Raw genomic sequence first — 13201 nt, forward strand, 5'->3', positions numbered from 1 at the left:
AACTGCGCGGGTTGGGTTTGACCGCTCCACACAGTCTCCACACTTCCTCCTCCTTGTATTCGACAAACCCGGTCATATCCGGCGCATCGCCTCGCTGAGGCTTTGGAGACTATAGGAAGGTGACGGGAATGAGACCGATTGTTTTAACCACATGTTTGGGCTTGGCCGCTTGCTCCGGCGCTTACGAGCCACAGGTGACCGGTGCGAAAAATGCGCAATACGCAACGGATTTGGCGGAATGTCGTATGGTTGCAGATGAGATTCTGGATCAGGACCGTCTGGTGCAGTCCGAGGCACTGGCGGGTGCTGCGTTTGGCGGTGTTCTGGGGGCGCTTGATGATGGTGGCACAGTGGTCGGGAACGCCGCAGCCGGAGCCCTTGTCGGGGCCAGCGTGGGCGCGCTGGATGGGTTGGATGATGTCGATGTGACCGAACGCGTGGCAGTCAGAAGCTGTCTGATCGAACGCGGGTACACCGTCACAGGTTAACCCAATTAGGGCGGTGATGGATTTTCAAAGCCCGCCCGCTACGGTACACACAGACGGCACTGGCAAAGGGAACCCCGGACCCCATGACAGAAGACTTTCAACCGCTTGTGATGGTGGTCGAGGATGAGCCCGACATCGCCTCGGTTCTCGTCGCGTATTTTGAGCGGGACGGCTTTCGCACCGTGACCGCCCGTGATGGCGAGATGGCGCTGGTGCATCTGGACATGCTTCGGCCCGATATCGTGATTCTGGATGTGAAGCTGCCCAAGAAAGACGGGATCGAGACGCTGCGGGAAATCCAGCAGCGCGGCGATACGCCCGTGATCATGGCCACAGCAATGGGCGAGGACTTGGACAAGTTGCTCGCCCTGAAAATGGGCGCCGATGATTACGTCGTCAAACCTTTCAACCCGATGGAGATCGTGGCCCGCGCCCGCGCCGTTCTACGCCGGGGGCAGGCCGCTATGGGGACTGTTTTGCGGGTGGGGGCGATCGAGGTCGATCAGGACAGCCACACTGCGTGGGTGGTTCAGGACGGGGCAAAGCACGCGCTGGATCTGACGCTGACGGAGTTCCGCTTACTGGCCCATATGGCCCGCGCACCACGGCGGGTGTTTTCACGGGCTGAACTGCTGGATGCCTGTCTGGGCGACAGTGATGCGGTGGAACGGACGATCGACAGCCATGTCAGCCATTTGCGCCGGAAACTGAACGCTTTGGGCGCGCCGCCCTGTTTCACGGGTATACGGGGCGTGGGCTACAGGCTGTTGTCGGAATGAGGCTGCCGCGTCTATCAAAAAGGCTTTGGTTCCGGTTGGCGGTTTGGTTTGTCGCCTTCCTGGCCTTGTTCTTTGTCCTGTTCATCATCGCCTTTGTACTGGTGGACATGAGTTTTGTCGCGGCCATGACGGACGCAGAACGACAGGCTTTTTTTGCAGCCGATGACCGGATCAGCGATCTGGACCCGGTTTCGGAAGGGGCGACATTCCTGCTGGTTCTGCTGGTCGCGCTTCCCTTGTCGGTATTGGCCAGCGTTCTTGTTGCCTTGCGCATCACCCGGCCGATCAGCCATGTGGGCAGGGTGGCGCAGAAGGTGGTGAACGGCGACCTTTCAGCGCGGGCGCATCTGCCCGACAACCAGCAGGGCAGTGAGATCGGGACTCTGATCGGCAATGTGAACAGCCTGTTGGATATGGTGCAGGCCTCGGATAAGCGGATCAGGACGGATGCCGCCGCCATCGCGCACGAGCTGCGTACGCCCTTGGCGGCGCTGCAGATGAAGCTGCACGGCATGATCGACGGCGTGGTGCCGGTGTCCGGCGACGAGCTGCAGCGATTGCTGGCCCAGACGCAGGTGCTGGCGCGCGTGGTGGATGATCTGCGTACCCTGTCGCTGGCCTCGCAGGGGGCGTTGTCTCTGGTCCGGTCGCAGACCGATCTGTTGGTACTGGCGCGCTCGGTGGTTGAGATGCACGTGCGTGTACTGGATGATGCCGGCCTCACGGTGCACGTAAGCGGTGACGCGGTCGTGGCCCGGGTCGATCCGGACCGGTTGCGGCAGACCTTGTCGAACCTGATCGAAAACGCGACCCGCTACGCCAGCGAGGGGGGCGTACTCGACATCCACGTGTCGCAGGACGAGGATCAGGCGATTCTGCGGGTGGCAGACCGGGGGCCCGGTCTGGGGGTCAGTTTCCGGTCGGTCGTGTTCGAGCCGTTCCAGCGTGCCGAGGACTCCAGATCGCGCGATTTTGGCGGCTCGGGTCTGGGTCTGTCCATCGTCAAGGCGATTGCTGAGGCGCATGGTGGATCTGCGCGGGCGCAGCCCCGCGACGGCGGCGGGCTTGAGATCATCGTCGCGCTGCCGATGTAGAAAAGCTCACGCCTCCACACAGTATCCACACAACCTGCAATCAACCATGACCCGTTGGCTGCATCCTTTGCCCATCCCATTGAAAACAATGCGCCGATGGTCATGCCATGGCGCGGATGAACAGCAAGGAATACACAAATGACAACGGGTAATATCAAACTGGGCTGCCTGGCAATCTCAATCCTGACGGCGCTGGGGCTGTCCGCCTGTGGCGGATTTTACGACGAAGTAAGCGTCACGCAGCGCGGCACCCATCTGGACGTGAACGGCGTGATTGACGCGGGTACGTTTTCCACCATTCAAGAGGCGGTGCGCCGTTCGTCCGACATCACCACGTTGCGGCTGGTGAAAGTGCCCGGGTCGGTTGACGATCAGGCTTCGCTGACCGCGCTTGCGGGGCTGGTTAAGAAACACGATCTGGCCATCGTTGTGCCTGCCAATGGCATGGTCGCCTCGGGCGGGACGGATATGGCGTTGATGAGCAAGAAACGCGTGATCGAAAACGGGGCCTGCATTGGCGTCCACAGCTGGGCCATCGGTAATCTGTTTGGATTTGACGCAGGGTCCGACAGGCCCCGGTCTGACGAGATCCACGATCTGTATCTGGATTTCTACAAAACCGTCGATGTGCCCGAGGATTTCTACTGGTTCACGCTTGAGGCCGCATCGCCCGACGACATCCACTGGATGACCCCGGCCGAGATCAACCGCTTTGGCCTCAGCACCACCCGGCTGGACGAATCCACGTCCGAGATACCGCAAGCCCGCGCCGAACGCTGCAACGCCCGGTGGGTGTGACTGGCTTGACACTTCAATAGCCGATGATGCGATTAGGCAACTGAAATTTGCGGGCATTGCGAAACTGTTTCGGGACCGGTTTGTTGCAAGGGAAACTACTTAGTCCCGTTCGTCGTCGCGCCTGCATCAGCCATGTGTGCAACCAGCTGAACGTTTCCGAGAGGCGCGCCTGTCGCGTGCTTGGATAACACCGGTTCACGCAACGGCGTGTCCCACAACGTCGCGCAGACGAGGCCCGATTGGTGGCCGACATGATCGAGCTGGCCCGTCAATACGGCCGGTATGGCTATCGCAGGATCGCTGCACTGCTGAGAGAGGCTGGATGGTCTGTCAGCGATGGGCGAATTGAACGGCTTTGGCGACGAGAGGGGCTGAAAGTGTCAATAAAACAACCGAAGCAAGGACGGCTCCGTCCGCCGTTATTGGTCCTCCCGTCCAAAACATAGCGGTGGACCAGTTCAGTTGGAGGGGTCAATTCTGAATCCTAAATCTAACCTTACGCCGGCGGATCCGGTTTATCAGGAAAACACGATGCACCTTCAGCGGATGCCTTAGGGCAAAACGCGCCAGACTGCCTTGGTCGGCAACAATAGCCTCAAGCTGACCCGGTTTCTTTAGCCATCTAGGGGCAACAAGATCAAACCGATCTCCGAGAACGCGAGTTTCCATGTAACCCCGCTCAATAGAGCTTTCTCCTGAAACAACTGTGATAGATGGGGTGTCAGTCTCCAACCTCAGATCAATTTTTGGAAAGAGAAATCTCTCGGAAATAACTCCTGACTGTTTCAACGCGAGGTGCAGGCTGCGAGAGAGGGCCTCCAGACTAAACTCGTTTCCGGCGGTTAGATGCGCCGTCAGTTTTCTTTGTCCGAGAGCATCCGGATCATCCGCCATTCGGATCAAGAAATCCGACATCTTTTCAATGGCCAAGTCTCTTGGTTCTTGACGCGGTATATGGAAGGAACCCTGTATAGCACCGCATATTTCCGGCAAGGCGCCGCCGCCTCTCAGACTGACGGGTATTGCGCCACACATAGCTCCTTCAACAATTGTTTGACCGAAGGTCTCGTCGTGAGAAGCTGTTAAAACAAAATCTGCCAATCTGAAATAGTCAGCTAGCTTGTTGAGATCTTTCACGTAAGGGACTTGTGAGACCATTCCACGCGCGGCGTACTCCGATGTAGTTCCCTTTCCAATTACTATTGCGTGAAACTTTTCAGGTGGAAGTCTCTCTAATAACGCCCATGCCTCAGGACCGCCTTTACGTGGATCGTCATAGTTATCGCTCGGCATCAAAATAATTCTTTTTGTAGAGGGGATACTCAGCCTATCCCGCAACTGCGAAACACTGTCCGTATTCGCTGGGAAAAAACGCTGAGTGTTAACGCCAAGTCTTGCTACAATGACTTTTTCATCTACTTCGGCCTGGCTGAAGCCCCGTCCGAGCAAGATGCCTTTGGCGACGTCTGCAGTATAGTTAGAATTTGCTAGAAACCGCGCGTTTGAATGCTCCACAAGGCGTCGTTTGCGCGACAAAGCTTCGGAAATATGTGCCGGATTTAGACTAGGGTACTCCTGAGCCGTTGGACAGGCTGCGTCGCAGGATGAGTCTCTGGCCTTTGAACAATCACCTGGGAAAGCACACCGTCCCGTCAGAATGTAGAAATCATGCAGGAAGAAAAAGGTCTTCCACCTGTCCAGTACCGCTGAAAGCCAAATGTGTTTGCGCTCGGCGCCGTGCAGGTTGCCGATGATGACCGCGTCCGGATCAAGAGCTTCCATCGACAAAACCAGACCTTCGTAGTCACGTACTTTGGTCAAGTTTGAGTTTTCTGGGCCTTCGGTTAACGAGAAGCAGAAGACTTCGCAGTTTTGCAGACGCAACGCTTCAGCAACCCGCCGATGTCCGATTCCGGCACCATGCTGAAATCCCACATCATTAATCAACACAATTCGAGGGCGCTTGTTGGACCACTTAAACCCCGGGTTTGCCGACGGTCCAATTTGTCTCGGCGTATAGCCGCGTACCACTTCCTTGAGCTCGGCTTTGAATGCTTTTTCCAGATGGGTCTTTTGCTCGTCATGCTTTCGAAAGAAGGAAATAGGCGCGCCAATACCAGATACTTTTCCACCAGCGCCGGCCAACCGCAACCAGAGTTCGTAGTCCATGCTATAGTGAAGGCCCTCCGATACGTATCCTCCGGCTTTCTCGTAGATTTCTCGTGTAAAGAAGACTTCCGGCTGATAAAAATACTGGCCTGTGTTCCACATTCCGTCGAGGTCCAGAAGTTCGCGCTCGACCAGTGGTCCGTCCGCCAGGCTGTAAGTGTGGCGCGAAATCGACGTTTCATCGGAGAAGACAACAACCTGACCGGCCACCAAATCTGCGTCAGACTTTTCGAAAGCGAGCGCCATCCGCCACAAAGCCCAAGGTGCGAATACGTCATCTGCATTAAGCCACGTTAGAATGTCTCCCGTTGCTCGATTGAACGCCTTGTTAAGAGCGTCAGCTTGCCCGTTATCCTTCTCAATTGTAGCGTCTAGAAAGGAGTAATTCGAAAGTATTTCGGCTGTTCCGTCATCAGAACAGCTATCGTAAACTAGGTACTCCAGGTTTGGATAATACTGATGAAGCACCGACTCCACTGTGTCACGGATGTAGATCCCTGAACGATAAGCAGGGGTTACAACTGTTATCCGTGGCAAAGAGTCTTTGCGAATTCTCATTGCTTCGATGCGGAGAGTTTCGCAAAGCTTCTTGTCGCGGAACCACATTGGGTCGAAGTGGCTGTTTTTCAATGAAAATCTCCCCAACAGGTAAAGATGGCACTGTTACCTGGGTTTTTAGCTGCTTCAGATATTTGTGATCTGCACTTTGGCTCTAGTCCCATGAGTGCAAGGTGCAGCGTTGGCGTCGGATTCTTGTTGAGGCTGTGTGGAGGTTGTGTGGAGAGACCGGTTTCCTGCGTAGCAGCTTCAGTGCGGTCTCATGGTCGGCGCAGTCTCGTTCACATGCCGCTGAGCAGCCTCATCTGGGTTCTGTCGCAAACTTCGCCCCTACCTGTCGGTCGAGTCCATTTCTGGTAACGCGCGCCGGAAAATGACAGGAGCGGGCTATGACGATTTCATTCAAGGGCGCGCATTTTCCAAAAGACGTGGTCTTGTACGCGGTCTTCTTCTACCTGCGTTACGGTGTTTCCAACCGGGATCTATAAGAAATCATGGCGGAACACGGGTCGATCCTGATCACCAGCAACCTGCCATTCGACGAATGGACGGAAACCTTTGGATCGGAGCGCCTCATCGGCGCCTTGCTCGACCGGCTGACCCACCATGTCAGTATCTTGGAGATGAACGGAGAAAGCTATCGCCTGGCAAAGAGCAAGGCCCGGCAGAACTCCTAAGACACAGAAGAGATTGGTCCTCGCGGACCAAGGCGCCGGTCACCAAAACAGTGGACGAATTTTGCTCCGCCGTTGACATGTATCAAATGAAGAATCAGACCGTTACTGGGATTCAAGTCTTTCACTTCAGCCGCATCTGTCCTGGCAGGTATCGAATTGGTTAACATGATCCGCAAAGGTCAATTCACGACCGGATTCCGTCCGTTTCAGCGGTTCTCCCAATTGGCAATGTAAACTGCCAATCAACTCCACTGATGTTCCGCCATCCAAAAGTTTGCGACAGAGCAGCTTGGATGCGCGTCATCGACCAAGTTTATTGAGAGGGCACAGACTACAACCGCCATCCCAAGCCGCAATGTTCTTTTAAAGGTTCCTTTCTCAATCCCCGTCTGCAATCCCGGCTGCACGGGCTTTGGCCCGGCGTGCGCGGTAACTGGGCAGCAGCACCAGAAGGGCAGCAATCACAAGCAGACCCAAAGTCATCGGGCGCTCCCAGATGAAGCCGATACCATCATAGAGTTGCATGGAGCGCGCGAAATTGTCCTCCATCATCCCGCCGAGAATGAAACCGATCAGCAGCGGTGCAAGGGGATAATCCGCAAACTTCAACGCGGTTGCACAGACCCCGAAACCGACCAGTAAAAGTAGCTCGGTCGCGTTATTCTGGCCGATATAAGCGCCCATAAGGGTGAAGAACAGGATGAACGGGATCAGGAAGTTGCGCGGAACGGCAAGCACCTTGGCGATGTAGGGGATCAGCGGCAGGTTCAGGATCAGCAGAACGAGGTTGCCGATGAACATCGACATAATCACCGCCCAGAAAATCTGAGGCTCATCCAGCATAAGGCGCGGACCCGGTGTTACATTCAAGGCGATCAGTGCACCCAGCAGGATGGCCGTGGTGCCTGATCCCGGAATGCCCAAAGTCAGCAACGGAACAAAGGACCCGGTGCAAGCAGCGTTATTGGCGGCTTCTGGCGCGGCAAGACCTTTGATTGAGCCTTTGCCAAACTCTTCCTGTTCTTCCTTCGGGGCGATATTGCGTTCGACCGCATAGCCAAGAAAGCTGGCAATGGTCGCACCCGCACCCGGTAGCACGCCGATAAAGAAACCTTGCGCGGACTGGCGCCCAACAACCGGCGCGATGGCTTTCGCCTCATCCCGTGTGATGCGCAGGTCCTTGATATCACCGTCATCCCCTTTCAGATCCTTGGGTTTCAGAACAAGGAACAAAGCCTCTGGCAACGCAAACATCGCCATCGCCAGTGTGATGAAACCAAAGCCTGATTGCAGGTCCATGATACCCATGGTGAAACGCGGCAGGTTGAACAAAGCGCCTTCGCCGACGGTCGCCATGATCAGGCCAAGAATGGTCATGATCAACGCTTTGGCCACCTGTCCTGAGCCTGCAAAGGCCGCAATGGCCGAAAGGCCGACAACCATCAGCGCAAAGTACTCAGCCGAATGGAACAGCAAAGCAACCGAAGACAGGGCCGGTGCAAAGACCATAAGCAGGATCGCACCCACGGTTCCGCCAGCGAAACTGGCAATGGCGGCGATGGTCAGCGCCTTGCCAGCCTTACCCTGCCGGGCCATCGGGTAGCCATCAAAGCTTGAGGCCACGGTGCCTGCGACCCCCGGCGCATTTAGCAGGATGGACGAGGTCGATCCCCCGAAGATCGCGCCATAATAGACACCTGCCAGCAGGATCAGCGCAGCCGAGGGGTCGCCCATCGAAATCGCAACCGGGATCATGATCGCAATGATCGACATCGGGCCCAGCCCCGGCAGCATGCCGATAAACGTCCCGATCAGGCACCCGGCCACAACCATCAGAAGATTTTGGAGAGAGAATGCCGTTTGCAGGCCAATCAGCAGTCCTTCGAGCATGTCAGCCTCCGAAAATGCCCGGCAGCGGGCGCATGTAAATTCCAAGAACTTCCTGAACCAGATACCAGACGAACCCGGCGGCGATCAGGGCGATGGGGATCATGATGTGCCACTTGCGCTCGCCCAGAATGTAAGACCCGATGATCAGAAAGGCCGAGGTGGCAATCAGAAAGCCGACCGGGCGCAGGCACAGTGCGTAAACGACCATCAACACCAGCAGCGCAATCGCCTGACCCAGATGGTATTCGCCCAGACGGCGGTAATCGATATCCGCCTCTTTCAGTTCGCTTTTTTCAAATCCCAACAGGATGATTGTCGAAGCGATGATGCCTAATATGGACAGAACCTTGGGGAAGGTACTTGGCCAGATGGGATTCCTTTGCATGAAAGGGGGCAGGCTGCCGTCCATCGTAAACCAGGCCGCATAACCGTAGGTCAGACAAATCCCCAGCATAACGAGCGCGATCCAGCGATCCAGTGCCATCGTGTCCCTTCCCATTTCAGTTTGTGTTTTGGGGCAGAGCGGAGACCCGCTCTGCCGATGGTGCCGTTAGAGGAAGCCGAGTTTCTTCATCAGGTCACTGATCTGTTTTTCCTGATCTTCAAGGAAAGACTCGAAATCAGCGCCCGAGTTGTGAATGTTCACCCAGCCATTACGGGCCCGTACCTCTTCCCATTCGGGGGTGTCATACATCTTTGTTATGGCTTCCTGGTAGGCCACCAGTTTGTCTTCGGGCAGGCCGGGTGCCCCAAAGAACCCACGCCAGTTGACGAAAGTGGTGTCGATACCCTGTTCTTTCATTGTCTGCGCATCAGGGGCGGCGTCCACGCGTTCCTCTGCGGTCACACCAATGATCTTTACCTCACCCTGATTGGCCAAATCGACGGCTTCCGAAAAACCGGTCGACAATGCGGCAATCTCGCCAGACAGCAGGGCTGCCATAGCTTTGCCACCGGCATCGTAGGGGATGTATTTGACGCTCAGCGCGTCTTTGCCAGCTGCTTCCATCACCATGGCTGCAACCAGATGGTCCATACCGCCCGGAACCGAACCGCCACCGATCGCGGTGCCACCGGGATCGGCGTCAAATGCGGCCAGCAGATCGTCCATCGAGTTGATCGGGCTGTCCTTGCCAACCACGATCGCCGCATAGTCCCCGATTGTCCCCGACACCAATGTCAGGTCGCGGAAGTTATGCGGAAAGACGCCCGTCAGCGAACGGATCACGATTGGCGTCGAATTAACCATCAGTGTACCGTGGTTGCTCTCGGCGTTTTCAATCAGAAAGCCGATGGCCTTACCGCCGCCGCCACCTGACATGTTTTCGTAGGATGCGGTTCCAACGAGACCCGCATTCGTCAACGCCTCTCCGGTGCCACGTGCAGTTCCGTCCCAACCGCCGCCGGCGCCACCAGGGATAAGAAAGTGGATGCTGTCCACCACCTGTTCCTCGGAAAGTGCAGGTCCAGTCAGACCAAGGGCAGCCACAGCTGCGATCAGGGCGCGACGGCCCAGTTTGAGTGTTGTCATAGTGTCCTCCCAAAACCAGAGCTATCAACGTAGCTGGCTGTTCATTCGTTAATCAGAAGACCTTAAAAGGAAAACCTGTCACCAACCTGTCAATCGCGTGGGGTTGATCGGAAAATGCTCTGATGAGATCGGCGACCGCTGCTACTCTCAGTCTTTTGTTATTAGACACCCCAAGAAATTCTTGCACGTCCCGGTTGACTGGTGTCCACTGGCAACAACACGTATCGAGCCTTTGAGCGCAATACCTGAGCCTTGATCTCAACGGGACAAAGTTTGTCGCAGTTCAAACGGCTCTTGTTGCATTGTCGGCAGCATACGTCGGGAGGGGCCTGTCTTGAGAATACTTCTTGTCGAAGATGAACCGGACATTCTGGAACTGAGTGTCATTGCCTTGCGCCAGTTAGGGAACCACGAGGTCACGACCGCCACATCAGGTGGTCAGGCGCTGATCCGCATAGAACAGGCCTCTGTGCCATTTGACGTTCTTCTACTGGATATTCAAATGCCCAGCATGAGTGGGATAGACTTGTGTCGGGAAGTCCGTGCGATTTCTGCCTATGCCCATGTGCCAATTATCATGACGACAGCCATGACGGAGAAGCACTATATTGATGGTGCATTCGCGGCCGGAGCAACGGACTACCTCACCAAACCATTTGATTTTCTGGAACTGAAACACCGCATCGCCGTCGCCGAAAAATATGCTTTCCAGACGGCCGAGTTGGCCAGAAGTGTTCAAAGCGTTCGTATGGCGCGGGATTCCATACAGCTCAGAAAACTCCACAAGATTTCGGACCCTTTACCCATAGATGACGTGCCGCGTGTTATCCGCATGCATGCACTTGAAAGCTATCTCAAGCAGTTGACCAAGATCAGCCTGTCTCGTACCCGCTTTTTTGCGGTGTCAGTTTCCAACATCTTCTGGATTTACGACAGGTGCTCCGATCATGAGTTTTGTGATCAGATAACCGATATAGCCGAGGCAATTTCGGACAGTTTCCACGGCTGGGACACCACACTCATCTCGTACTTTGGCGGCGGTGTGTATGGCGTCGCAACAGATCATGCATCGGTCGAGAGCACGCAGGAATTGTTGTACCGTATTGATGAGGCACTGCACGCGCTAGGACCCGTCTATCAAAACGGCGAGAGTGTTGAAGTCAGTTTTGACGCTATCGAGATTCTGAAACCTGCGATCTTTTCAAAGGTTGGGACAGATGAATTTGTCGACCACCTGTTTGCCAGCCTGCGGACATCAGCCGAAAAAATCGCTGTTCTGGCCTAACAGTCTAAATACGTCGCACAAAACATCGATGCCTTGCATGCGGTTCCGATTTTAGCTGCTTTCGAACAGACCAGTCAGGGTAGACAGCAAAATCATCACAACCAGCGGTCTGAATGACACTGTCAGCTTCCATTGGCTGTCTGGCGCAAGTATCTTCGCCGAGGATCACACCACGTTTAGCGGAATTGAAAGGCTGCGTTGTGAGAAAACGTAATCCCATCAGGTATTTTTTCCAATCGCAGCCGAAGGACACTCGGCCGCTCATAACACCTTTGAGGGTACCCGGCGTTTTCACCAAATTCCGCTTGGCGGCTCTGATCATTGTTTCGATCATTCTCGCCATCTTCTTAATAGGCAATGACGCCTTTGAAACCTTTTACGACTTTACACGATCGCATGAGCAATATGAACTTGACGATATTGCGGTTGCGATAACTGTCTTTCTGCTCGTGTTTCTGGTGATGCTGTTGTTTTCTCAACGGGAAACCGCACAGATTAACAAGTTCAACCACAGCTTTTTACAGGCGATCGATCAGTTGAAAGAAGGTTTCGCGCTTTGGGACCAGAACGATCGGTTGGTCGTTTGCAACTCACTTTTCAAAGAGATTTCACGATCAAGGGGGCGTACTACGACGCCCGGCGTCGAATTCGAAAACTGGCTGTGCAGCAACGATGCAGCGAATATGACGCCAGAAGGTAAAAAGCAGGATGAAGCGCGAAAAAAGGCCCGGTTGAGCGCCTATCAGGCAGGTGCAGTACCGGTTGAGATCAATTGCGGTGGCCGGTGGTATTTGCTGTCGTTCAACAAGCTGCCAGATGGCAGCACCATGCAGGTTTTGTATGACATTCACGAACTCAAGCTAAGCCAATACAGGTTCGAAATTGCAACCCAGGAAGCCGGAATCGGTGTTTGGGAGGCGGCGATAGACACGGAAGCATCGGCCTGGTCCGACAGTTGTTACAAACTACTTGGTCTGAATGCCCAAACCCACGAACCCACTCTGAAGTCATTTTTGACAGTGGTGCATCCAGAAGACCAAAACCGGGTTCAGGAGCTTGTTCAAAAAGCCAGACAAGCGCGTGAGGATTACAAGTTTGAATGCCGTATCGTCCGACCGAACGGGTCCATTTTCTGGGTCTGCTCCATCGGCAAAATGGTGAGTTATTCGGGTACTCCAAGATGGGTTGGTGTTATTCTAGATATTGATCATCAGAAGAATTCCGAGCTTATGAAAGATGAGTTCATCTCGACCGTAAGCCATGAGTTTCGCACACCTCTGACCTCTATCGCCGGGGCGATTGATCTGGCGTTGTCAGGTGCCGCCGGAGAATTGGACGACCAGGTCAAACACTTGCTTACCCTGGCAAACAGGAACACCCGCCGCCTGAAGCTATTGGTCGACGATGTTATCAGCATTCAGAGAGATGGTGCCAATGGGTTGGCGCTTCATCCCGTTCCGATGTCTGCCGAACAAATCCTGCTCGACGCGGTCGCAGCTAACCAATCATACGCCAGCCGCATGGACGTTGACATCAAAGTTGTCCCCGGAAACCACCGGTTTGAGGTGATGGCGGACCCTGAGAGAATTCAGCAAGTGTTTGCGAATCTGATTTCGAATGCCGCCAAGTTTTCAAAAGCTGGGCAGTCAATTGAAGTAGCCGCAGAGCAAGAAGACACGTTCGGAGTATTCTATGTAAAAGACACAGGGTCAGGAATCTCTGAAGAATTCAAAACCGTCATATTCGACAAGTTCACCCAAGAGAATAGTAGCGACACGCGCAAGGTTGGGGGAAGCGGCCTTGGGTTGGCAATATCGAAAGCCATCGTAGAAAACCATGGTGGCAAGATTCACGTAGACTCAGTGTCTGGAGAAGGAGCAACATTTAGTTTTTCAGTTCCTCTTGCAGATGGATAGTTTGCCTATCTCCCTT

Annotated in this window: 10 protein-coding genes and 4 pseudogenes; 10 read left to right on the plus strand and 4 right to left on the minus strand. The window is 54.8% G+C overall.

Going from position 1 to position 13201, the window contains the following annotated elements; translation table 11 throughout:
• The first annotated feature begins 194 nt into the window (after window positions 1–194).
• From ACRZ94_RS13375 to ACRZ94_RS13395, 5 genes and pseudogenes are all read left to right on the plus strand, one after another.
• A complete protein-coding gene (locus tag ACRZ94_RS13375; RefSeq protein WP_480797544.1) occupies window positions 195–488 on the plus strand; it encodes a glycine zipper family protein in 294 nt (97 codons plus the stop codon).
• Window positions 489–571: 83 nt separating this feature from the next.
• Window positions 572–1267 (plus strand): response regulator, encoded by a 696-nt coding sequence (locus ACRZ94_RS13380; RefSeq protein ID WP_480654109.1) that lies wholly within the window; start codon window positions 572–574, stop codon window positions 1265–1267.
• Window positions 1264–2361: an ATP-binding protein gene (locus ACRZ94_RS13385; RefSeq protein WP_480797545.1), complete on the plus strand. Its 1098-nt coding sequence runs from the start codon at window positions 1264–1266 to the stop codon at window positions 2359–2361. The genes ACRZ94_RS13380 and ACRZ94_RS13385 overlap by 4 nt, the downstream gene beginning before the upstream one ends.
• Window positions 2362–2499: 138 nt before the next feature.
• Window positions 2500–3159: an alpha/beta hydrolase gene (locus tag ACRZ94_RS13390; protein WP_480654112.1), complete on the plus strand. Its 660-nt coding sequence runs from the start codon at window positions 2500–2502 to the stop codon at window positions 3157–3159.
• An 86-nt stretch (window positions 3160–3245) separates the two neighbouring features.
• Window positions 3246–3569: pseudogene (locus ACRZ94_RS13395) on the plus strand (IS3 family transposase); the annotation flags it as partial.
• Window positions 3570–3630: 61 nt separating this feature from the next.
• On the opposite strand, the gene ACRZ94_RS13400 reads toward ACRZ94_RS13395, so the two are convergent.
• A complete protein-coding gene (locus tag ACRZ94_RS13400; protein WP_480797546.1) occupies window positions 3631–5958 on the minus strand; it encodes a glycosyltransferase in 2328 nt (775 codons plus the stop codon).
• Window positions 5959–6275: 317 nt separating this feature from the next.
• Here ACRZ94_RS13400 and ACRZ94_RS13405 point away from each other — a divergent pair.
• From ACRZ94_RS13405 to ACRZ94_RS13415, 3 pseudogenes are all read left to right on the plus strand, one after another.
• Window positions 6276–6371 (plus strand): annotated as a pseudogene (locus ACRZ94_RS13405) (IS6 family transposase); the annotation flags it as partial.
• A 15-nt stretch (window positions 6372–6386) separates the two neighbouring features.
• Window positions 6387–6639, plus strand: a pseudogene (locus ACRZ94_RS13410) (ATP-binding protein); the annotation flags it as partial.
• Window positions 6640–6644: 5 nt separating this feature from the next.
• Window positions 6645–6797: pseudogene (locus tag ACRZ94_RS13415) on the plus strand (IS6 family transposase); the annotation flags it as partial.
• A gap of 144 nt (window positions 6798–6941) precedes the next feature.
• Here the strand turns inward: ACRZ94_RS13415 and ACRZ94_RS13420 are convergent.
• The 3 genes from ACRZ94_RS13420 to ACRZ94_RS13430 form a co-directional block, all read right to left on the minus strand.
• A complete protein-coding gene (locus ACRZ94_RS13420; protein WP_480797547.1) occupies window positions 6942–8453 on the minus strand; it encodes a tripartite tricarboxylate transporter permease in 1512 nt (503 codons plus the stop codon).
• Window position 8454: 1 nt separating this feature from the next.
• Window positions 8455–8937, minus strand: coding sequence for a tripartite tricarboxylate transporter TctB family protein (locus ACRZ94_RS13425; RefSeq protein WP_480797548.1), 483 nt, complete (start codon window positions 8935–8937; stop codon window positions 8455–8457).
• Window positions 8938–9003: 66 nt separating this feature from the next.
• Window positions 9004–9984, minus strand: a complete 981-nt coding sequence (locus tag ACRZ94_RS13430; RefSeq protein ID WP_480797549.1) for a Bug family tripartite tricarboxylate transporter substrate binding protein — start codon at window positions 9982–9984, stop codon at window positions 9004–9006.
• A gap of 334 nt (window positions 9985–10318) precedes the next feature.
• On the opposite strand from ACRZ94_RS13430, the gene ACRZ94_RS13435 reads away from it, so the two are divergent.
• On the plus strand, window positions 10319–11269 hold the full coding sequence (locus ACRZ94_RS13435; RefSeq protein WP_480654124.1) for a response regulator: 951 nt from the start codon (window positions 10319–10321) through the stop codon (window positions 11267–11269).
• Between the two features lie 113 nt (window positions 11270–11382).
• Window positions 11383–13185, plus strand: coding sequence for a sensor histidine kinase (locus tag ACRZ94_RS13440; RefSeq protein ID WP_480797550.1), 1803 nt, complete (start codon window positions 11383–11385; stop codon window positions 13183–13185).
• Window positions 13186–13201 lie beyond the last annotated feature (16 nt).

It is taken from the genome of Ruegeria sp. CH10 (assembly GCF_056537125.1).

Excerpts from the sequence above, each read along its gene's own strand:
- ACRZ94_RS13380 (WP_480654109.1), top strand. The coding sequence starts at position 572 with ATGACAGAAGACTTTCAACCGCTTGTGATGGTGGTCGAGGATGAGCCC.
- ACRZ94_RS13420 (WP_480797547.1), bottom strand. The coding sequence starts at position 8,453 with ATGCTCGAAGGACTGCTGATTGGCCTGCAAACGGCATTCTCTCTCCAA.
- ACRZ94_RS13440 (WP_480797550.1), top strand. The coding sequence starts at position 11,383 with ATGACACTGTCAGCTTCCATTGGCTGTCTGGCGCAAGTATCTTCGCCG.
- ACRZ94_RS13385 (WP_480797545.1), top strand. The coding sequence starts at position 1,264 with ATGAGGCTGCCGCGTCTATCAAAAAGGCTTTGGTTCCGGTTGGCGGTT.
- ACRZ94_RS13430 (WP_480797549.1), bottom strand. The coding sequence starts at position 9,984 with ATGACAACACTCAAACTGGGCCGTCGCGCCCTGATCGCAGCTGTGGCT.
- ACRZ94_RS13390 (WP_480654112.1), top strand. The coding sequence starts at position 2,500 with ATGACAACGGGTAATATCAAACTGGGCTGCCTGGCAATCTCAATCCTG.
- ACRZ94_RS13425 (WP_480797548.1), bottom strand. The coding sequence starts at position 8,937 with ATGGCACTGGATCGCTGGATCGCGCTCGTTATGCTGGGGATTTGTCTG.